Consider the following 19,198-nt stretch of genomic DNA (forward strand, 5'->3'; position numbering starts at 1 on the left):
TCTTCAGTTCGATCGCATCCAGCTTGGCTTTTACGAAAAACCAGTCTTCTGAACCTATGACGCAGAATTGTGCAATTGGCTCAAATAAATAGCTCCTTGCGTAGACGGGGCATGCGCGAAAGGCTTTTTCTGTATGAAATTTTGTAATTATTCAACATCCCTTGAAGCGCTTCGTATTTTCTTTGTGATGGCGGACTTGATTTGCAACCCATGACTTTGATGAGGAGAAGTCATGGTTCCCGGGTCGAGTCCGGGATGACAGAGTGGATGTGAATACCAGAGGCGCCTGTCATTGCGCATCGACCTGAAAAGCGATCTGCGTAGTGACGAAATCAAAGCTTTCTGGCTTGTCCGGTGAACCCCGGCCCTGACTCCGGATGAACGCTGATGCCTGAATGCATCTTTGCGTGCGAAATGTCCGGCTTGTTTCTCCCTCAGGAAATAGGCCAAACGGGCTAAAGTGTGATGTTGTTAAAAGGGTTTTGGAATTTAATAATTCAGGGAATCCACAACAATAAGCGCCACATTACATGCACAGCAGATCAGCACCGGATGTTCTGAAATTGAGTGTCATTCTTCCATGCTTCAACGGTGCGGCCACCCTGGCGGTTCAGCTTGAAGCGCTCACGGTCCAGGACTGGCCGGACGGGTGGGAACTGATCGTCGTCAACAATGGCTCGACCGATGATTCCATGGCCATGGCCGAGGGCTACCGGGCGCGGCTTCCCATGCTGAAAATCGTCCAGGCGCATCTGCCCGGCACGCCTCGGCTGGGTGTGCCGCATTCCTACAACACGGGCATCGAGGCTGCTACCGGCGATGCGTTTGTCTTTTGCGAGGCTGATGATGAAGTCGCGCCGGGCTGGCTTGCCGCCATGGGCCGCGCCCTGACGTCGCATGATTTTGTGCTGGCGCGCCTGGACCACCGCAAGCTGAACGCCGTCTGGCTTCATCCGCCGCATGGCGAGGGCTATCAGTCTGCAGGGCTTTACCGCATGCCTGCTGCCCCGCATTTCTTTTCAGCCAGCGCTTGTGGTTTTGGCCTGAGTCGCTCGATTTATGAAAAACTGGGTCCGCTGAATGTTGATTTTCCTATCGTTCACGACGGGGAATATTGCTGGCGGGCGCAACTGGCCGGCTATGCGCTGCACTTTGAACCCGAAGCGCTGGTTCACTACCGGGAAAAGTCGGCATTCATGGCCAGGTTCCACCAGGGTCGAAACTGGGGGCGCGACACCACCCGCATGCACCATCACTATGGGACGGCGATGGGTCGTCTCAGCCTGCCCCGGCATCTGGTCTCAATCGTCCGGTTGCTGCCGTCAGGCGCCAGGGCCTTGGTGTCGCGGGCCTTGAGGCGGCCCCAGGGACGGGCTTTGCTGGCCGAATGGATCTGGAATTTTGGCTGGGGGGCAGGCAAGCTGCAGCTGATTCTTCAAAAACCGGGGCTTTCTCCGCAAAAAGGAATGGCGCTGGCGGCTGCAGCTGCAGCTGCAGCTGCGACAGCGGCTGCCAATCAGACCGTCTCTGGCTAACCTGTCCGCTGGCCGGTGACACGGCGACGGACAAACCACATGCGCTGAAAAACACCGTCCTTGTCGATCAGCAGATGCTTGAGCCCGGCCAGCACATGCAACGACACCATCACCACCAGAATCCAGGTGGTGAATGAATGCGCATCAAAGAAGGTTTCCGCCAGGTCGTGGTTGGCTTCAAACACGCGGGGCAGGGTGGTGCCAAAAAACACGATGCCTTTCTTGCTCAGCAGTGCACCGATGATGCCGAAGGTGGGCATGGCGATCATGGCGGCGTACAGCAGCCAGTGTGTTGCCCGGGACAGGTTGACCTGCCATGACGGCAGGCTGGAAGGCAGGGGTGCAGGCGGGTGGCCGAGCCGCCAGACCAGGCGCAGCAGCACCAGGCCGGCAATCAGCAGGCCGATGGACTTGTGAAGGTTGAAAAACCAGGCGCTGCCCGGATCATCTTCAATTTCCATCATGTACCAGCCCAGCGCGACCATGCCGACGATCAGCACGGCCAGCGTCCAGTGAAGCAGCATGGCCAGGGGTGTATACGGTCTGCTATTGACCGTCGCTATGGAGCTGGATGTGCGCATGGAGTTTCCTTGTTTTGAGTAGTTGTTCAGGCATGGGGCGCGTCAACAACAGCGAACGAGCCGTCCGCCTTGCTTTTGTGTGCCCATCCTAAAACTGCTGCCTTAAAGAAACATTAAGCCGATCGGGTTGCAGCGTTTTGCCTGCTGGCTTACTGCCAGCCGAAACGCCGGATGTAATAACGTTTCATCAGCGTTGTCAACACCGCGTAGCCCAGCAAGATGGCGGTCAGCCAGCCAAAGTAGGCCAGCGGCAGTGCTTCGAGCTTGAAGTAGCTCGCCAAGGGCCCCATGGGCAGAAAAATGCCCGCCGCCATGATGAACAGCGTCATGCCCAGCAGCGGCCAGGCGGCGCGGCTTTCAATGAACGGAATTTTGGGCGTGCGGATCATGTGCACGATCAGCGTTTGCGTCAGCAGGCCGACCACAAACCAGCCCGACTGGAACAGCGTCTGGTTTTCAAGCGAGTTGGCCTTGAACACGTACCACATCACCACAAATGTCGTGATGTCAAAAATCGAGCTGATCGGTCCGAAAAAAATCATGAAGCGGCGGATGTCGTCAGGGTTCCATTTAAGCGGCTTGCTGACCAGTTCGGCGTCGACGTTGTCAAACGGAATGGCGATTTGCGACACGTCATACAGCAGGTTCTGCACCAGCAGCTGCAGCGGCAGCATCGGCAAAAACGGCAAAAACACGCTGGCGATCAGCACCGAAAAGACGTTGCCAAAGTTCGAACTGGCCGTCATGCGGATGTATTTCAGCATGTTGCTGAAGGTTTTCCGGCCTTCAATCACGCCTTCTTCGAGCACCATCAGGCTGCGTTCGAGCAGGATGATGTCGGCCGCTTCCTTGGCAATATCGACGGCGGTATCGACCGAAATGCCGATGTCGGCGGCGCGCAGCGCAGGCGCGTCGTTGATGCCGTCGCCCATGAAACCAACGACGTGGCCATTGCTGCGCAGGGTGCGCACAATACGCTCCTTGTTCAGCGGCGAGAGCTTGGCAAAAATGGTGTGATGCTCGACCGCTTCGGCCAGCGCCTGGTCGTCCATCGTGTCAATTTGCGGTCCCAGCACAATGCCTTCGACCTGCAGGCCGACCTGGCGGCAGACCTCGGCGGTCACCAGTTCGTTGTCGCCGGTCAATATCTTGACCGTGATGCCGTTCTCGGCCAACGCTGCAAGCGCCGGGGCGGTGGATTCCTTGGGCGGGTCGAGAAAGGCGATGTAGCCAATCAGCGTCAGAGCGGACTCGTCGGCGACCGAATACACCGACTGGCTGGGCGGGATTTCCTTCATGGCAACCGCCACGACGCGCAGGCCGTCTTCGTTCAGGTCGCGCGTCACTCGCTGCACCCGCGCCAGCATGTCCGCGTCCAGCGCCAGGGTGTTGTCGCCATCGCGCACATGGGTGCAGGCGGCGACGATTTCCTCGACGGCGCCCTTGCAGATCAGCTCGTGGTGATGCTCGCGTTCAGACACCACGACGGACATGCGGCGGCGCTGGAAATCGAAAGGAATTTCGTCGATTTTCTGGTAGTTATCGGCCAGTTGCAGCTCTGTAAGCACCTCGACATGCTCCAGCACGGCGCGGTCGAGCAGGTTTTTCAGGCCGGTCTGGTAGTAGCTGTTGAGGTAGGCAAAGCCCAGCACCTCTTCGGATTCGTGGCCAAACACATCGGTGTGGCGTGCCAGAGCAATCTTGTCCTGCGTGAGCGTGCCGGTCTTGTCGGTGCACAGCACATTCATGGCGCCGAAGTTCTGGATCGCGTCCAGCCGCTTGACGATGACCTTCTTGCGCGACAGGATCACCGCGCCTTTGGCCAGGGTGGAGGTGACGATCATCGGCAGCATTTCGGGCGTCAGCCCGACCGCCACCGACAGCGCAAATAAAAATGCTTCGGTCCAGTTGCCCTTGGTAAAGCCGTTGATCAGCAACACGATGGGCACCATGACAAAAGCAAAGCGGATCAGCAGCCAGCTGACCTGGTTGACGCCGACCTGAAAGGCATTGATTTCGTCTGTGCTGGCGGTGACCCGCGTGGCCAGCGTGCCGAAATAGGTGCTGTTGCCGGTGGTCAGCACGACGACCGTTGCCGATCCCGACACGACGTTGGTGCCCATGAACACCAGATTGGCCATCTGCAGCGCGCTCTCCGCCGAGCCCTGGGCATCCGGGAATTTTTCGACCGGCAGCGATTCACCCGTCATGGCCGACTGGCTGACAAACAGGTCCTTGGCCACCATCACCCGGCCATCGGCCGGAATCATGTCGCCGGCCGACAGCAGCACGATGTCGCCCGGCACCAGTTGCTTGATGGGCAGCTCGACCTGGCCAGCGGTCTGCATGGCGGGTACGTTTTCGAGTGGGCGGTTTGGGCCAGCGGCTTCTTCCACACGCCGGATCACGGTCGCGGTGTTGCTGACCAGTTCTTTCAGCGCCAGGGCGGCCTGGTTAGAGCGCCGCTCCTGAATAAAGCGGATCAGGGTCGAAAGCGCCACCATGCTGCCAATCACGATGGCGGCCTTGATGTCTTCGCTGAAATACGACACGACGGCCAGCACCGTCAGCAGCAGGTTGAATGGGTTTTTGTAGCTCAGCCAGAGGTGCAGCCACCCCGGCATGGGTTTTTCGTGTTCCACCTCGTTCGGGCCGACCTGGGCGCGTATGGCGTCGGCTTCGGCATCGCTCAGGCCCTCTTTGCGGGTATGGAGTTGCGCCAGTACGCCGGGCAAGTCCGCTTTGGCCCGTTGCACCAGCTGCCGGTTCAGCTGGTCGGGAACGGCGGCAGCGCGGCCTTCCCTGGACAGGGACTCCAGGATGACCCGGCGGCGAAACAGGTGGCGGGTGTGGCGCGAGGCGAGGAAGCGGCCAAAAAGCTGGTTGAAAATGTTCATGGATTTTTTGTTTTTGCCGACGTTTTGCCTGGTAACCCGCAGGCGTGGCTGGAATCTACCCTTTTTAGGGTTAGGAAAGCGTAAGTCCCGAAAGCTGTGCAGGCCGGACGGGTCGCAGGTCCAGCCGGCTGGAAGACGCAGGCGCCGATGTCGCAGCACGCTTCGCCAATCCTACCTTTAATGCTATTAAATATATAGCTTAAACCGTATGCAGAGCTTGCGGAAATGCCTATTTTTGCTTGAAAAACTGGTCAAACAGCACGGTCAGGTCGGCAAAGTCCTGGGTGAAGTGCTCGCGGTTGACGAAGTAAGCCTCGCAGGCCACGGCAAAGAATTCCGCCGGCGCGCTGGCGCCATAGGCGTCGAGCCAGGGCGGCTCGGCACCGAAGCGTTCGGCCATGGCGACCTGCTCGCGAAAACGGTCGTAGGCGGCCTGCATCGTGTCGTGCCAGGCGGCGTGGGCGGCGCGTGAGGGCAGGGGCGGGCAGCCGTCGGCTGCACCGTCCCGCATGTCGATCTTGTGGATGAACTCGTGGATCACGACGTTGTGGCCGCGCTCGGCCAGCTTGCCCGACGCGGCCACGTCCTGCCAACTCAGGGTGACCGGGCCGCCGTGCATCGCTTCTCCCAGCAGCGATTCCCGGTAGTCGTGGACCACGCCGGCGGGGTCGATGGCCTTGCGCCGCGCCAGCATCGCGCCTGGATGTACGACGATGCCGGTGAAATCGTCATACCAGTCCAGCCCCAGGCGGAGCACCGGCAAACACGCCTGTGCGGCAATCGCCACGGCCATTTCGTCGCTCACTTCCAGGTCGTGCGCGCCGGTGAATTCCTTGTGCAGCAGGAACCGGCCCACGAGCAGGCGAAGCGCCTGCCGGTCGGCGGCGGGAAGCCGCGCCAGAAAAGGGTAATGCTGCAGCGTCAACTGCCACAGCGCTTCGGGAATAGCCTTGGGGCGGGTGCCGGGCAGGCCCAGGGCGCCCGCCAGGTTTTTGAACCAGTTCAGCATGGCGCCGGTGTCAGGCGCAACCGACGGCGATGCGCTGCAGGCCACTGCCGTCCAGCCGCAACACTTCGGCGCGCGGCACGCCGGCCCCGGCGTCCCAGTCGCTCAACACCACGCGTGACAGGCCGTTGCCCAGGTCGTGAAACGCGGGCTTGTGGGTGTGGCCGTGGATCAGCGTGGGGGCATTCGCTGCCGCCAGCCACTGCCGGGCGGCGTTGGGGTCCACGTCGCCATAGTCCATGCCGGAGCGCTTGCGCGCCTCGCTTTGCCGGCGCATCTCGCGCGCCAGGCTCAGGCGTTCGGCCAGCGGCCGGGCCAGGAAAGCCTGCTGCCAGCCGGGGCTGCGCACTTGCCGGCGGAAAGCCATGTAATCGGTGTCGTCCAGGCACAGCGAATCACCATGCGAGAGCAGCCAGCGCTGGCCGGCAAAACCAAGCACTGTCGGGTCACCCAGCAAGCGTGCGTGGCAAGCGTCCATGAAGGCCGGGCCGACCAAAAAATCGCGGTTGCCGTGCATGAAAAAAAGTGCCAGCCGGTTGCCCGCCCGGGCCAGCACGCTGGCGCAGCGGTTTTCAAAATTCGCTTCAGGGTGGACAAGAAAGTCGGCGCTGACGGCATCGTCACCGACCCAGACTTCGAACAGGTCGCCCAGGATGAACACCGCATCGGCCGGTGTGCCCTGCAGGTAGGCCTGCAAGGCCCTGAAGGTGGCGGGCTCGTCGGCGTTCAGGTGCAGGTCCGAAATGAAATCGACCGTGCGCCACGACGGCGGAGCCACAAGCTCGGTCAAAGGGGGCACGGTCGTGAAAGGGGCCATGGCGGACTCAGGCAGGCTCAGTCCGGCTGCCGTTTCAAGCGACTACGACGGCTTTTTCGATCACCACGTCTTCGAGCGGCACGTCGTCATGAAAGCCCTTGCGGCCGGTCTTGACGGCCTTGATCTGGTCCACCACCTCGGTGCCCGAGACGACCTTGCCGAACACGGCGTAACCCCAGCCCGAAGCGTTCTGGCCGGTGTGGTTCAAAAAGCCGTTGTTGCCGACGTTGATGAAAAACTGCGAACTGGCCGAATGTGGCGCATTGGTGCGGGCCATGGCGACGGTGTACATGTCGTTCTTCAGGCCGTTGGTGGCTTCGTTCTCGATCTCGCCGTCGGTCGGCTTTTGCGTCATGCCAACCGCAAAGCCGCCACCCTGGACCATGAAGCCGGGAATCACGCGGTGGAACACGGTGCCGTCGTAGTGGCCCTTGTTGACATAGTTCAGGAAGTTGGCGACCGACTTGGGCGCTTTTTCGGCGTCAAGCTCCAGGGTGATGACGCCGTACTTGGCAATGTGCAGTTCGACTTTCGGATTGCTCATGAAATTTCCTTTAGGAGTGGGTTAGTTGACAAGGGTTGCGGATTTGATCATGACCGGCGTCTTGGGAACGTCCGACGGGAAGGGGCCGCCGCTGCCGGTGGGCACGGACTTGATCTTGCCCACCACGTCCATGCCGCTGACGACCTTGCCAAACACGGTGTAGCCGGGCGCCAGGGCGTTCGGGTTCAGGAAGTCATTGTCTTTCACGTTGATGAAAAACTGCGATGTGGCGGAGTTGGGGTCATTCGTGCGGGCCATGGCCAGCGTGCCGACGGCGTTTTTCGGGCCGCCCTTCGCCAGTGCCTCGCGGCCTTCATGCACCACCGGGGCGCGGGTTTTCTTTTCGGCATAGGCGGCATCGTAGCCGCCGCCCTGCACCATGAAGTTGTTGATCACGCGGTGAAAGATCGTGCCGTCGTAGTGCTTGTCCTTGACGTACTGGAGAAAATTCTCGACCGTCTTGGGCGCCTTGTCGGGATAGACCTCGACCACGAAGTCGCCTTCGCTGGTGGCAAATTTGACCTTGGGCGCGGCGGGTTCGGCCGCCAGGGCCACGCCGGCGCTCAGGGTAAGGACGGCCAGCAGGAGCGTTGCGCTGCGGCGGGTGAAAGCGGTGCCTGGAAAGTTCATGGAGTGGATCTTTTTTAAAAGTTAAATGATGCAATCAAGGTGCCCTGGCCGGTGCGACAGCCTTGGCGGCGGGAGTCAGCAACTGGTTGACCAATGCCAGCTTGGGTGGCAGCGACGCGTTCGCGGCATTGAGCTGCAGGGCGCGGCTGTAGGACTGGCTGGCCAGCCGCGCATGAACGTCGCCCAGGTTTTCATGGGCCACGGCATAACGCGGGTTCAGCCGGATCGCCATTTCCAGCGATTCCCGGGCCTTGTCGAACTGGCCCAGGCCGGCATACAGCACGGCCAGGTTGTTGTAGGGCTCGGGCAGTTCGGGAAAGTCCCGGTTGAGCTGGGCAAAGGTTTCCATGGCTTCGGCGGTCTGGGCTGTCCCGCTCTGGATCACGCCTTTGAGGAAGCGCATCTGCGGATCTCGCGGCTTGGCGGCCAGGTATTTTTCGGCGCGGGTCAGGGCCTGGGGGAACTGCCCGGCGCTGATCAGCCGGTTGACATCGGTGTACTCGTCGGCATGGACTGCCGGCGCGCCAAGCAGCGCAAACAGCAGCAGGCTGGCCGGCAAAAATGACAGGGGCTTGCAGAAAAGAACGGCTCGCGTGGGCATAGGACTCTCGTTGTTTTTGGGCAAACAGGGGGCCGCGCCAAGGCGCAAGATGGCCGGGTGGCAGGCCGGCCCGAACCGGATTAACAGCACGCTGACCGATGCCGGGAGCGGCTCGATATACTGTTTAATTCTAGCCGAGGGGGTATAGTCACCCTCCTTGTCCTGTTGTTCCTTCCCGGTTTCTCCCGAAGAATTTCGCTTCTGTTTCAGCGCCATCGCCGCCGGTGGCGCGCGGATATTCAGGTTTTTCCTTGTTCCTCCCCCTGGCATTTCCACGTCAGACCACGCATCCAGACAATTTCCATGAGCCTTCGCATTTACAACACGCTGTCGCGTGCCGTAGAAGATTTTTCCCCTATTGTTCCCGGCCAGGTCCGCATGTATGTTTGCGGCATGACGATTTACGATCTTTGCCACATCGGCCATGCGCGGATGATGATGGCCTTTGACGTGGTGCACCGCTGGCTCAAGGTCAGCGGCTACCAGGTCACATATGTGCGCAACATCACCGACATCGACGACAAGATCATCAAGCGCGCTGTCGAGCGCGGCATCACGATTCGCGCCCTGACCGACGAGATGATCCAGGCCATGCACCAGGACATCGGCGCCCTGAACATCGAGCCGCCGACGCTGGAGCCGCGCGCGACCGACTACGTGCCGCAGATGCTGGCCATGATCGGCACGCTTGAGAAAAAAGGACTGGCTTACCGCGGCTCGGGCGGCGACATGAACTATGCGGTGCGCAAGTTTCCGGGCTACGGCAAGCTGTCGGGCAAGTCGCTTGACGAGCTGCGCGCCGGCGAGCGCGTGGCCGTGCTCGAAGGCAAGGACGACCCGCTGGACTTCGTGCTGTGGAAATCGGCCAAGGAAACCGAACCCGAGGACGCCAAGTGGGACAGCGCCGCGTTGGGCCACGACTACGGCAAGGGCCGGCCCGGCTGGCACATCGAATGCTCGGCCATGAGCTGCGCCACGCTGGGCGAGACCTTCGACATCCATGGCGGCGGCGCCGACCTGCAGTTTCCGCACCACGAAAACGAGATTGCCCAGAGCGAAGGCGCCAATGGCCAGCCGCTGGCGCATTTCTGGGTGCACAACGGTTTCGTGCGCGTGGACAACGAGAAAATGTCCAAGTCGCTGGGCAATTTTTTCACCATCCGCGAGGTGCTGGAAAAATACGACGCCGAGACGGTTCGGTTTTTCATCCTGCGCGCGCACTACCGCAGCGCCTTGAACTACAGCGACGCACACCTTGACGACGCGCGCAATGCGCTCAAACGCCTGTACACCGCGCTTGATCTGGTTCCGCCAGCAACTGTCAAAATTGACTGGGCCGATTCGTTTGCCGCCCGCTTCAAGGCGGCCATGGACGAGGACTTTGGCACGCCTGAAGCAATGGCCGTGCTGTTCGATCTGGCGGGCGAGGTGAACCGGACCGGTTCTGACGAACTGGCCGGGTTGCTCAAAGCGCTGGGCGCCTGCCTGGGCCTGCTCCAGGCCGAACCTTCGGCTTATCTGCAGGCCGGGGCCAGGCTGGACGACGCGGCCATCCAGGCGCTCATCATGCAGCGCGCTGAAGCCAAGCAGGCCAAGGAGTTTGCAATTGCAGACCGCATCCGCACCGAACTGCTGGAGCAGGGCATCGTGCTGAAAGATTCGCCCCAGGGAACAACCTGGGAGGTGAAATCGTGAAAAACTCAAAATTTTCAAAATTTTCAAGCGTTTCAGACCTTTTGCGCGCGTCTGGCGTGAGTAAGCAGCTATGAAAAACATAGTAAATGCCAATGCTTCCAGTGCAACGCCCATCGAACTCACCGACAAGGCCGGCGCTCCGGAGCCCGCCATCATCGTGCCGCCGTACTGGCTGGACGCCTGCAAGCACCTGGTCAAAAAGGACCGGGTCATGAAACGCCTGATTCCACAGTTTGGCAGCACCTGCCTGCAGTCGCGCGGCGATGCCTTCAGCACGCTGGCGCGCAGCATTGTCGGCCAGCAGATTTCCGTGAAAGCCGCGCAGACTGTCTGGCACCGCTTTGCCGCCTTGCCCGCTGAAATGACGCCGGCCCATGTGCTGCGCCTGAAGATTGACGACATGCGCGCGGCCGGCCTGAGTGCGCGCAAGGTCGAATACCTCGTGGACCTGTCGATTCATTTCGATGCCGGCCGCGTCCATGTGCAGGACTGGCAGGCGATGGACGATGAAACCATCATTGCCGAGCTGATCGCGATTCGCGGCATCGGCCGCTGGACGGCCGAGATGTTCCTGATGTTTTACCTGACGCGGCCCAACGTGCTGCCGCTCGACGATGTCGGGTTGATCAACGGCATCAGCCACAACTATTTCTCCGGCGAATCGGTCAGCCGCAGCGACGCGCGCGAAGTCGCCGCTGCCTGGGCGCCGTACTGCAGCGTGGCGACTTGGTATATTTGGCGCTCGCTGGACCCGAAAATTGTGCCCGGTGCGTGACTGCCGGTGTGCAGCGCGCTTCGCTTGCGGCCTGACCAAGCATTAAAAGTCTGAGGATTACCATGGCAAAAAAGACATTTCTCGATTTCGAGCAGCCGATTGCGGAGCTTGAAGGAAAAATTGAAGAATTGCGTTATGTGCAAACCGAGTCAGCGGTCGATATTTCGGACGAAATCGAGCAGCTGGCCAAAAAAAGCCAGCAACTCACCAAGGACATCTACAGTGTTCTGACGCCCTGGCAGATCACCAAGATTGCCCGCCATGCCGAGCGGCCCTACACGCTGGACTACATCCGGGACATCTTCACCGACTTTGTCGAACTGCATGGCGACCGGCATTTTGCCGACGACCTGAGCATCGTCGGCGGCCTGGCCCGCTTCAATGGCAATGCCTGCATGGTGCTGGGCCACCAAAAAGGCCGCGACACCAAGGAACGCGGGCTGCGCAACTTCGGCATGAGCAAGCCCGAGGGCTACCGCAAGGCGCTGCGCCTGATGAAGACGGCGGAAAAATTCAGGCTGCCGGTGTTCACCTTTGTCGATACCCCTGGCGCCTACCCCGGCATCGAAGCCGAAGAGCGCGGCCAGTCCGAGGCCATCGGCCGCAACATCTTCGAAATGGCGCAGCTTGAAGTGCCGATCATCACCACCATCATCGGCGAGGGCGGCTCCGGCGGCGCACTGGCCATCTCGGTGGCCGACCAGGTGGTGATGCTGCAGTATTCGATCTATTCGGTCATCAGCCCCGAAGGCTGCGCGTCAATTCTCTGGAAAACGTCCGACAAGGCGCAGGATGCAGCCGAAGCGCTGGGCATTACCGCGCACCGGCTCAAGGCGCTCGGCGTCATCGACAAGATCGTCAACGAGCCGGTCGGCGGGGCGCACCGTGACCCGAAGCAGATGTCGGCCTTCCTCAAGCGCGCGCTGAACGATGCCTTCCGCCAGATCAGCGACCTGCCGGTCAGGGAATTGCTCAACCGTCGCTATGACCGGCTGCAAAGCTATGGCCGCTTTACCGACATCAAAACTGACGTCGGCAAATAGTCTGTTGCACTCGCCGCCGCCAGGCGCGGCGCGCCTCGAAAAGCCGATCAATCCGGCACTGGCAGGCCTTGCCACCCTGTTCCCGGCCGATCCCCCTTTGCCGCTGGGCGTGGCCTACAGTGGTGGCGCCGATTCGACCGCCTTGCTGCTGGCTGCGGCCGAGCGCTGGCCGGGCCAGGTCGAGGCCTTCCATGTCCACCACGGTCTTCAGGCGGCTGCCGATGATTTTGTCCAGATCTGCGAATCGGTTTGCAGGCAGATCGGCCTGCCTTTGCATGTCATTTTGGCCGATGCCCGCCATGCGCCGGGCGAAAGCCCTGAAGACGCGGCCCGGCGTACACGCTATGCGGCACTGGCAGCTTCGGCGGCGGCGCACGGCATGCATGGCTTGCTGCTCGGTCAGCATGCCGACGACCAGGTCGAAACCCTGCTGCTTGCACTGAGCCGCGGCGCTGGCCTGCCCGGCCTGTCGGCCATGCCGGCGCGGTTCGAGCGCGGCGGCATGGCGTTTTACCGGCCGCTGTTGCAGATTCCTTGCGCCGTCCTGCGCGAATGGCTGGCGCACCAGGCGATTGAATTTGTAGACGATCCGACCAACACCGACGAACGCTACACCCGCAACCGCATCCGGGCGCGCTTGCTGCCCGCGCTGGCGCAGGCGTTTCCGCAGTTTCGGACCACTTTTGCGCGCAGTGCGCGCCATGCCGCGCAGGCGCAGGCGGTGCTGGTGGAAGTTGCCGTGCAGGATCTGGCCGCTGCCGGCAATCCGCCCGCCATCAAGGTTTTGCAGGCTTTGTCAACAGCGCGCCAGGCCAATCTGCTGCGCCACTGGCTGCTGCTGCAGCAGGCCACGCCGAGCACGGCGCAGCTGGACCAGTTGCTGCACCAGGTGGCCGCCTGCACCACGCGTGGCCACCGGATTCATCTCAAGGTGGCGACGGGCCACGTGACACGGCAGGGCGGCAGCCTGCATTACGCCGTCACTTTCACCTCCACAAAAGGATGATCGAAAATTGCGCTGGCTATAATCAAAGGCTTTGCTGCCGAGCTGAAAAGCGGGCTTTTCCGAAGGCTGTTTTACGGGTTCCCGGCAGGAGAAAAAATTTCACCACCAACTCCTGATTGACCAACCGCAATGGCTTTGATCGTCCACAAATACGGCGGCACCTCGATGGGTTCGACCGAGCGCATCCGCAATGTTGCCAAACGCGTTGCCAAGTGGGCACGCGCCGGCCACCAGATGGTCGTGGTTCCCAGCGCCATGAGCGGCGAAACCAACCGCCTGCTCGGCCTGGCCAAAGAACTGGCCCCTCTGAAATCCGATGAAACCTATGGTCGCGAACTCGACGCCCTGGCCGCCACCGGCGAGCAGGCTTCCAGCGCGCTGCTGGCCATCGCACTGCAGGCTGAAGGCATGCCTGCGGTGAGTTATGCCGGCTGGCAGGTCACCATCAAGACCAACAACGCCTACACCAAGGCGCGCATCGAGTCGATCGACGACGCGAAGGTGCGCGCCGACCTGGATGCCGGCAAGGTGGTCATCATCACCGGTTTTCAGGGCATGGACGAGGGCGGCAATGTGACCACGCTGGGCCGGGGCGGCTCCGACACCTCGGCCGTGGCGATTGCCGCCGCGCTCAAGGCGCACGAATGCCTGATCTACACCGATGTCGATGGCGTGTACACCACCGACCCGCGCGTCGTGCCCGAGGCGCGCCGGCTACAGACCGTGAGCTTCGAGGAAATGCTGGAAATGGCCTCGATGGGCTCCAAGGTGCTGCAAATCCGCTCGGTCGAGTTTGCCGGCAAGTACAAGGTGCCGCTGCGGGTGCTGTCCAGTTTTACCGACTGGGATATCGACATCGACGAAGAAGCCAAATCAGGCACATTGATCAGTTTTGAGGAAGATGAAAAAATGGAACAAGCCATCGTATCGGGCATCGCATTCAACCGCGACGAAGCCAAAATCTCGGTGCTTGGCGTGCCCGACACTCCCGGCATTGCCTATCAGATTCTGGGTGCCGTGGCCGAGGCCAACATTGAAGTGGATGTGATCATCCAGAACATAAGCAAGGACGGCAAGACCGACTTCAGCTTTACCGTGCATCGCAACGACTTTGCCAAAACCCTGGATCTGCTCAAGTCCAAGGTCGTGCCCGCATTGGGTGCGCAGGAAGTCACCGGCGACGCCAAGATCTGCAAGGTCAGCATCGTCGGCATCGGCATGCGCAGCCATGTCGGCATTGCCAGCAAGATGTTTGGCGTGCTGGCAGGGGAGGGCATCAACATCCAGATGATCTCGACCAGCGAAATCAAGACTTCGGTCGTGATCGACGAGAAATACATGGAGCTCGCCGTGCGCGCGCTGCACAAGGCATTTGACCTGGATCAGCCGGTTGACTGAAACAGCACCGAAGTCGTGCGATAATCTTTGAATTGGAAACGTGACCGAGTGGCCGAAGGTGCTCCCCTGCTAAGGGAGTATGGGGTGTAGAGCCTCATCGAGGGTTCGAATCCCTCCGTTTCCGCCAAATAGAACCCTAAGTGATTTATTCACTTAGGGTTTTTTTGTTTGCAAGCGTTGCTGCTCCCATGCAGCTCCACGGCAACTTGCGATACAAGGTGTGAAAAACAGGAAAACGCAGATTTTGGCCAACCATTGCAGCTTCGTGTTTTCCATGCAATTTCAGGCATGCACCACCGGCATATCTGCCCAGCAAGTCGTATATCCCGGCGTGCGCCTTTCCTGCTTCATCGCCCAGACCCGCCGGTCTCCTGCGAGCCCGCTACTTGCCATCTTCACAGTACCCCGGCCATAGCGCTGGTTGAGATCGTCCATGGTTGCCATCAGGCCGCTTCTGTCGGGCGCGTCATGACGTTGCAAGTCGAGTTCGGCCTGTAGCACTGTGCTGGGCTGCAACTCCAGGAGCATCACGCCGGCCTTGGCCAGCTGGTAGCCCGGTAGGTAAATGGCACGCAGGCTCCTGAGCGCTGCCGCGACGATCAAGCCTGTGTCCGCGCTAGGCCGCCGCAGCGGCATGCTGATTGATCGGCTGTACTGCGCTTCCGGCCGAAACGGGCTGGTGCGAATAAAGACCAGCACCTGTCCGGCCAGACTGCCTTGACTGCGCAGCTTGTGCGCCGCCTGGCTGGCAAACTCCGTCACGGCTTCGCTCAGATCCTGCAGCCTCGTGACCGGGTGCCCGAATGAGCGCGTGCAGGCAATCTCCTGCTTGCGCGCAGACGCCAGTTCCAGTGCAATGCACGGCATGCCTTGCAACTCGCGCACGGTGCGCTCCAGCACCACCGACCAGCGCCTGCGCACCAAGCTGGGCTCCAGCCGTGCCAAGTCCAGCGCGGTATGGATACCGCTTTCACTGAGCTGCGCCGTAAGACGCCGTCCCACGCCCCAGACTTCGTTCACGGCCGTCGATGCCAAGACCTCCTCCAGTGCTGCCGGTGCCAGGACCGACAGGTCACACACCTGCGCCATGGCAGCGGGATAGCTGCCAGGCTTTCGCTCCGCAGTTTTTGCCACATGGTTGGCCAGTTTGGCCAATGTCTTGGTCGCACCCATACCCACGCAGCATGGAATGCCAATCCAGTCCAGGATGCGCTCGCGCACCTTGAAACCACGCGCCAGCAGACAGCCGCGCACGCCGCTCAGGTCAATGAAGGACTCGTCGATCGAGTAGATTTCCTGTGCTGGTCCCAGGCCGGCAGCCAGGCTCATCATGCGGTCGCTCATGTCGCCATAAAGCGCAAAGTTGGCTGACAGCGCCACCAGTCCGGCCGATTGTGCCAAGTGTTCGATCTCGAACCAGGGCGCGCCCATGGCAATGCCCAATGCCTTTGCTTCGTTGCTGCGGGCAATGGCGCAGCCGTCGTTGTTCGAGAGCACCACCACCGGATGGCCCGCCAGGCTGGGCCGAAACACCCGCTCACAGCTCACATAGAAGTTGTTGCCGTCGACCAAGGCGTACATGGCAGGCTCCTTTTAGATGCGAAACTGCTTGATGCAGGCCGTGACCACGCCCCAGACCTCGATAGTCTGGCCGTCATGGGGAACGATGTCGGGAAAGGTAGGGTTGGCCGCCTGCAGCTTGACGCGCTCGTTCAGCTGGTACAGGCGCTTGACCGTGAATTCGCCATCGACCACCGCCACCACAATATGCCTGTGGCGGGGTGTGATGGCGCGGTTCACCACCATGATGTCGTTGTCGAAGATGCCGGCTTGCACCATGGAATGGCCACGGGCACGCAACAAGAAGGTCGCCTGCGGATGCGTGATCAGCACCTGCGTCAGGTCGATGCGCTGGGCGCCCAAATCTTCGGCTGGTGAAGGAAAGCCGGCACAGACCCGGCTGATCAGCAGTCTTGCCAACAGCGGCGCGTCAGAAACAAGCACCGCTTGGGTTGGCGAAAATATACTGTTCATGCATACAGTATATGGCGTCTCGGGTGTGTGACCTGCGTGTTTTCAGCTCGGCTTTTAAAAATCTGCTGGCGCTGCATCAGGCGCATCGGTTCAGGACTGTAAAAAGCCCGCACGTGGCGGGCTTTGGCAGCACAGTGAACTGCGACTGAAAAATTTTGGGTCCGGTGCTGAAAAATAGCCGGTCTGCCTCAAGGCGTGGTCTTCTTTTCATCATGCCTGTGCGGTCCGGTAGGGGAGTTGACCGAACTCTTTTTGGCCTGTGCCTTGTCGCCTGTGTGGCCGGTGGCTGCGGTCTTTTGGGGTGGGTGGTTTTTGCCGCCTTGGGAGTCTTTGGTGTTTTGAGGCATCTTCATTCCTTGGGTCATGCGGCTGAACCATTTCAACCGGCCAGTTCACTTTATGCAGGCGCCAGGCGCTGCAATGTCGGGAAAATAGCATCTGGCCGCAGGACATTTTCATCAGCGGGACGTTCCTGCTTGACCTTTCCTGATGCCAGGTCAACCTTAATATGAGCGCAGGTTTTTCTACTCAATGCTGAATCCCAGGCCTTTGAAGTAAATGTCCATCGTGCTTTGACCCGCTTCACTCAGGTCGAAGGCTTGCGGGTCAAGCAGCCAGTTTTGTATCAAGCCGTCAATCAGGGCGTGCAGTCCTCGCGCAGCCAAAGCACTCGGCACGGGGAGCTTCAGGTTTTTCTGTCGCGATGCCGTGTCCAGCCCTTGGGTGACCCGGCACAAAAAACCATTGCAGGCGGTCAGGTGCCGAAGGCGAACGTTTCGGATACCTTCCACGTATTCCACCTTTTGCGAGGCGATCTCCAGGACGCTGCGTGTCTGTGGATCGTTGACGATTTGATGGAGGGCTTTCAGGATAGCGCTTCTCGTGTGCGCGAGTGCCTGGGTGCCGGAGTCGATGCTGGTTTCCTCCAGGCTCTGTTCGTGGCTGAAATAGCTTTCCAGTGGCAGTGTGACCCGTTCCATCATGGCGTCAAACAGGTCGGCCTTGTCCTTGAAGTGCCAATAGACGGCGCCGCGTGTGACACCTGCGTGAAGGGCAATGTCTTGCAGCGTGGTGCGTGTAACGCCTTGGGACTGAAAAAGTCCTTCCGCTGAATCCAGCAGTTTGTTGCGTGTTTCGAGCGCTTCCTCTTTGGTTCGACGGGCCATGAACATCTCCTGAAATCGATTTTATCCGGTTTTACATACATTCGAAAATGTATGTAAACTATATCACTCGTAAACCCCTACTCCCTTATTATTGGATTTTTCGTTTTCGGCAGATCCGTTTTTCTCCTGCCGGTCCCGCACCAATTTTTTCCGCCTTTTCTCCTAAAAATCCGAGGAACAGATATGCCTAGGCCCAGCGTTGCCCCTTCTTTTTTACCCGTCAGGTTCGGGCGTCAGCAGTCGCTTGTACTGGCTGCGGTTCTTGCCTTGTTTCTGGCTGGCTGCGGCAAGGGATCGGCGCCAGCTGCCGCTCCAGGCGCGGCGCCGCCTCCGCCTCAAGTCGGCGTGGTGACGGTCACACCTGGCGATGTGGGTCTGGTCACCGAGTTGCCCGGTCGTCTGGAGGCCTCGCGTGTCGCGCAGGTGCGGGCACGCGCCGCCGGCATTTTGCAAAAGCGCCTGTTCCGCGAAGGCAGTGACGTGAAGGCGGGTCAGCCGCTGTTCACAATCGATTCTGCGCCGTATGCGGCTGCCGTCGCCAGCGCGCGGGCCGGACAGGCACGCGCCGAGGCCAACCTGGCGCAAGCGACTGCCTTGGCCGACCGCTACAAGCCGCTGGTCGAAGCCAACGCCATCAGCAAGCAGGAATACGCCAACGCCGTCGCCTCGCAAAAGCAGGCAGCGGCCGACGTGGCCCTGGGCAAGGCCAACGTGCAGACTGCCAACATCACGCTGGGTTACGCCTCGGTGACGGCGCCAATTTCAGGCCGCATCGGCCGTTCGCTGGTGACTGAAGGCGCTCTGGTCGGGCAGGGCGACGCGACGCAACTGGCTGTCATCCAGCAAATCGACCCGGTCTACGTCAATTTCACGCAGTCGGCTTCGGACGCATTGAAGCTGCGCGCTGCCATGCAAAGCGGCCAGTTCAAGCGCGCCAGTGGCTCAAGCGCCGCGAGCGTAAAAATCGTGCTGGAAGATGGCAGCGAATATGCGCGACCCGGACGCCTGCTTTTCACCGACCTGACGGTAGATCCCACGACCGGCCAGATCACCTTGCGCGCCGAGGTGCCCAACCCTGATGGACAGTTGCTGCCCGGCCTTTATGTGCGCGTGCGGGTTGAGCAAGCCCAGGCGACCAATGCCATCACCTTGCCGCAACAGGCGGTCACGCGCACCCAGCAGGGTGACGAGGTGACGGTGGTTGGTCCTGACGGCAAGATCAGCAAGCGCAAGATCACCATCAGTGGCTCGCAAAACAACAAATGGGTGGTGCTCGATGGCCTGAAAGCCGGCGAGCAGGTGGTGGTTGATGGGTTCCAGAAACTGCAACGCCTGCCGCCTGGCGCCACGGTCAACGCTGTCGCCTGGCAGCCGCCCGGAGCAGCGCCGGCACCTGCCGTAGCGGCTTCGGCTGGTGCGTCTGCTCCCGCTCCTGCTTCGTCAGCTGCGGCGAAGTAAGGAGAGACGATT

At 60.7% G+C, this 19,198-nt stretch carries 18 protein-coding genes and 1 tRNA gene; 8 read left to right on the top strand and 11 right to left on the bottom strand.

Features of this window, described 5'->3' with window-relative positions; translation table 11 throughout:
- Nucleotides 1-563: 563 nt before the first annotated feature.
- The gene (locus GZ092_RS18440) at nt 564-1,535 is read left to right on the top strand and encodes a glycosyltransferase family A protein (protein ID WP_293638507.1); all 972 of its coding nucleotides are present in this window, start codon (nt 564-566) and stop codon (nt 1,533-1,535) included.
- Here GZ092_RS18440 and GZ092_RS18445 read toward each other — a convergent pair.
- From GZ092_RS18445 to GZ092_RS18475, 7 genes are all read right to left on the bottom strand, one after another.
- Nucleotides 1,532-2,116: a cytochrome b gene (locus GZ092_RS18445; RefSeq protein ID WP_293638509.1), complete on the bottom strand. Its 585-nt coding sequence runs from the start codon at nt 2,114-2,116 to the stop codon at nt 1,532-1,534. The two genes, GZ092_RS18440 and GZ092_RS18445, sit on opposite strands and share 4 nt — an antisense overlap.
- Before the next feature lie 149 nt (nt 2,117-2,265).
- Nucleotides 2,266-5,013: a magnesium-translocating P-type ATPase gene (gene mgtA / locus GZ092_RS18450; protein WP_293638511.1), complete on the bottom strand. Its 2,748-nt coding sequence runs from the start codon at nt 5,011-5,013 to the stop codon at nt 2,266-2,268.
- Between the two features lie 229 nt (nt 5,014-5,242).
- Nucleotides 5,243-6,022 (bottom strand): M90 family metallopeptidase, encoded by a 780-nt coding sequence (locus tag GZ092_RS18455; protein WP_293638513.1) that lies wholly within the window; start codon nt 6,020-6,022, stop codon nt 5,243-5,245.
- Nucleotides 6,023-6,032: 10 nt separating this feature from the next.
- Entirely contained in the window at nt 6,033-6,836 is an 804-nt protein-coding gene (locus tag GZ092_RS18460; RefSeq protein ID WP_293638514.1) for a UDP-2,3-diacylglucosamine diphosphatase, read from the bottom strand.
- Between the two features lie 34 nt (nt 6,837-6,870).
- The gene (locus tag GZ092_RS18465; protein WP_293638515.1) at nt 6,871-7,380 is read right to left on the bottom strand and encodes a peptidylprolyl isomerase; all 510 of its coding nucleotides are present in this window, start codon (nt 7,378-7,380) and stop codon (nt 6,871-6,873) included.
- Between the two features lie 21 nt (nt 7,381-7,401).
- Nucleotides 7,402-8,010, bottom strand: coding sequence for a peptidylprolyl isomerase (locus GZ092_RS18470; protein ID WP_293638517.1), 609 nt, complete (start codon nt 8,008-8,010; stop codon nt 7,402-7,404).
- A 34-nt stretch (nt 8,011-8,044) separates the two neighbouring features.
- The gene (locus GZ092_RS18475; RefSeq protein WP_293638519.1) at nt 8,045-8,611 is read right to left on the bottom strand and encodes a tetratricopeptide repeat protein; all 567 of its coding nucleotides are present in this window, start codon (nt 8,609-8,611) and stop codon (nt 8,045-8,047) included.
- A 303-nt stretch (nt 8,612-8,914) separates the two neighbouring features.
- Between GZ092_RS18475 and cysS the strand changes: the two genes are divergently transcribed.
- The 6 genes from cysS (at nt 8,915) to GZ092_RS18505 (ending at nt 14,655) form a co-directional block, all read left to right on the top strand.
- Nucleotides 8,915-10,306, top strand: coding sequence for a cysteine--tRNA ligase (cysS, locus tag GZ092_RS18480; protein WP_293638520.1), 1,392 nt, complete (start codon nt 8,915-8,917; stop codon nt 10,304-10,306).
- A 70-nt stretch (nt 10,307-10,376) separates the two neighbouring features.
- Nucleotides 10,377-11,081 carry a DNA-3-methyladenine glycosylase 2 family protein gene (locus tag GZ092_RS18485; RefSeq protein WP_293638522.1) on the top strand — a complete coding sequence of 235 codons (705 nt, stop codon included), beginning with the start codon at nt 10,377-10,379 and terminating at the stop codon, nt 11,079-11,081.
- A 62-nt stretch (nt 11,082-11,143) separates the two neighbouring features.
- On the top strand, nt 11,144-12,124 hold the full coding sequence (locus GZ092_RS18490) for an acetyl-CoA carboxylase carboxyltransferase subunit alpha (RefSeq protein ID WP_293638524.1): 981 nt from the start codon (nt 11,144-11,146) through the stop codon (nt 12,122-12,124).
- Between the two features lie 4 nt (nt 12,125-12,128).
- Nucleotides 12,129-13,130: a tRNA lysidine(34) synthetase TilS gene (tilS, locus tag GZ092_RS18495; RefSeq protein ID WP_293638525.1), complete on the top strand. Its 1,002-nt coding sequence runs from the start codon at nt 12,129-12,131 to the stop codon at nt 13,128-13,130.
- Between the two features lie 129 nt (nt 13,131-13,259).
- The gene (locus tag GZ092_RS18500; protein WP_293638526.1) at nt 13,260-14,528 is read left to right on the top strand and encodes an aspartate kinase; all 1,269 of its coding nucleotides are present in this window, start codon (nt 13,260-13,262) and stop codon (nt 14,526-14,528) included.
- A 34-nt stretch (nt 14,529-14,562) separates the two neighbouring features.
- Nucleotides 14,563-14,655: transfer RNA gene (locus tag GZ092_RS18505), tRNA-Ser, on the top strand.
- Between the two features lie 155 nt (nt 14,656-14,810).
- Here the strand turns inward: GZ092_RS18505 and GZ092_RS18510 are convergent.
- From GZ092_RS18510 to GZ092_RS18525, 4 genes are all read right to left on the bottom strand, one after another.
- Nucleotides 14,811-16,109, bottom strand: coding sequence for a Y-family DNA polymerase (locus GZ092_RS18510; RefSeq protein WP_293638527.1), 1,299 nt, complete (start codon nt 16,107-16,109; stop codon nt 14,811-14,813).
- Nucleotides 16,110-16,121: 12 nt separating this feature from the next.
- The gene (gene umuD / locus GZ092_RS18515) at nt 16,122-16,562 is read right to left on the bottom strand and encodes a translesion error-prone DNA polymerase V autoproteolytic subunit (protein WP_293638528.1); all 441 of its coding nucleotides are present in this window, start codon (nt 16,560-16,562) and stop codon (nt 16,122-16,124) included.
- A 188-nt stretch (nt 16,563-16,750) separates the two neighbouring features.
- Nucleotides 16,751-16,927 carry a hypothetical protein gene (locus GZ092_RS18520; protein ID WP_293638529.1) on the bottom strand — a complete coding sequence of 59 codons (177 nt, stop codon included), beginning with the start codon at nt 16,925-16,927 and terminating at the stop codon, nt 16,751-16,753.
- A 159-nt stretch (nt 16,928-17,086) separates the two neighbouring features.
- Nucleotides 17,087-17,728, bottom strand: coding sequence for a TetR family transcriptional regulator (locus GZ092_RS18525; protein WP_293638531.1), 642 nt, complete (start codon nt 17,726-17,728; stop codon nt 17,087-17,089).
- Between the two features lie 183 nt (nt 17,729-17,911).
- Between GZ092_RS18525 and GZ092_RS18530 the strand changes: the two genes are divergently transcribed.
- Nucleotides 17,912-19,186, top strand: a complete 1,275-nt coding sequence (locus tag GZ092_RS18530) for an efflux RND transporter periplasmic adaptor subunit (RefSeq protein ID WP_293638533.1) — start codon at nt 17,912-17,914, stop codon at nt 19,184-19,186.
- The last annotated feature ends 12 nt before the right edge of the window (nt 19,187-19,198 follow it).

The organism is Polaromonas sp. (genome assembly GCF_010365105.1).
GTDB lineage: Bacteria > Pseudomonadota > Gammaproteobacteria > Burkholderiales > Burkholderiaceae_C > Polaromonas.

Coding starts and splice junctions, on each gene's coding strand:
- GZ092_RS18530 (WP_293638533.1), top strand. CDS start 17,912: ATGCCTAGGCCCAGCGTTGCCCCTTCTTTTTTACCCGTCAGGTTCGGG.
- GZ092_RS18500 (WP_293638526.1), top strand. CDS start 13,260: ATGGCTTTGATCGTCCACAAATACGGCGGCACCTCGATGGGTTCGACC.
- GZ092_RS18520 (WP_293638529.1), bottom strand. CDS start 16,927: ATGACCCAAGGAATGAAGATGCCTCAAAACACCAAAGACTCCCAAGGC.
- GZ092_RS18485 (WP_293638522.1), top strand. CDS start 10,377: ATGAAAAACATAGTAAATGCCAATGCTTCCAGTGCAACGCCCATCGAA.
- GZ092_RS18445 (WP_293638509.1), bottom strand. CDS start 2,116: ATGCGCACATCCAGCTCCATAGCGACGGTCAATAGCAGACCGTATACA.
- mgtA (WP_293638511.1), bottom strand. CDS start 5,013: ATGAACATTTTCAACCAGCTTTTTGGCCGCTTCCTCGCCTCGCGCCAC.
- umuD (WP_293638528.1), bottom strand. CDS start 16,562: ATGAACAGTATATTTTCGCCAACCCAAGCGGTGCTTGTTTCTGACGCG.
- cysS (WP_293638520.1), top strand. CDS start 8,915: ATGAGCCTTCGCATTTACAACACGCTGTCGCGTGCCGTAGAAGATTTT.
- GZ092_RS18490 (WP_293638524.1), top strand. CDS start 11,144: ATGGCAAAAAAGACATTTCTCGATTTCGAGCAGCCGATTGCGGAGCTT.
- GZ092_RS18470 (WP_293638517.1), bottom strand. CDS start 8,010: ATGAACTTTCCAGGCACCGCTTTCACCCGCCGCAGCGCAACGCTCCTG.
- GZ092_RS18465 (WP_293638515.1), bottom strand. CDS start 7,380: ATGAGCAATCCGAAAGTCGAACTGCACATTGCCAAGTACGGCGTCATC.
- GZ092_RS18525 (WP_293638531.1), bottom strand. CDS start 17,728: ATGGCCCGTCGAACCAAAGAGGAAGCGCTCGAAACACGCAACAAACTG.
- GZ092_RS18460 (WP_293638514.1), bottom strand. CDS start 6,836: ATGGCCCCTTTCACGACCGTGCCCCCTTTGACCGAGCTTGTGGCTCCG.
- GZ092_RS18455 (WP_293638513.1), bottom strand. CDS start 6,022: ATGCTGAACTGGTTCAAAAACCTGGCGGGCGCCCTGGGCCTGCCCGGC.
- GZ092_RS18475 (WP_293638519.1), bottom strand. CDS start 8,611: ATGCCCACGCGAGCCGTTCTTTTCTGCAAGCCCCTGTCATTTTTGCCG.
- GZ092_RS18510 (WP_293638527.1), bottom strand. CDS start 16,109: ATGTACGCCTTGGTCGACGGCAACAACTTCTATGTGAGCTGTGAGCGG.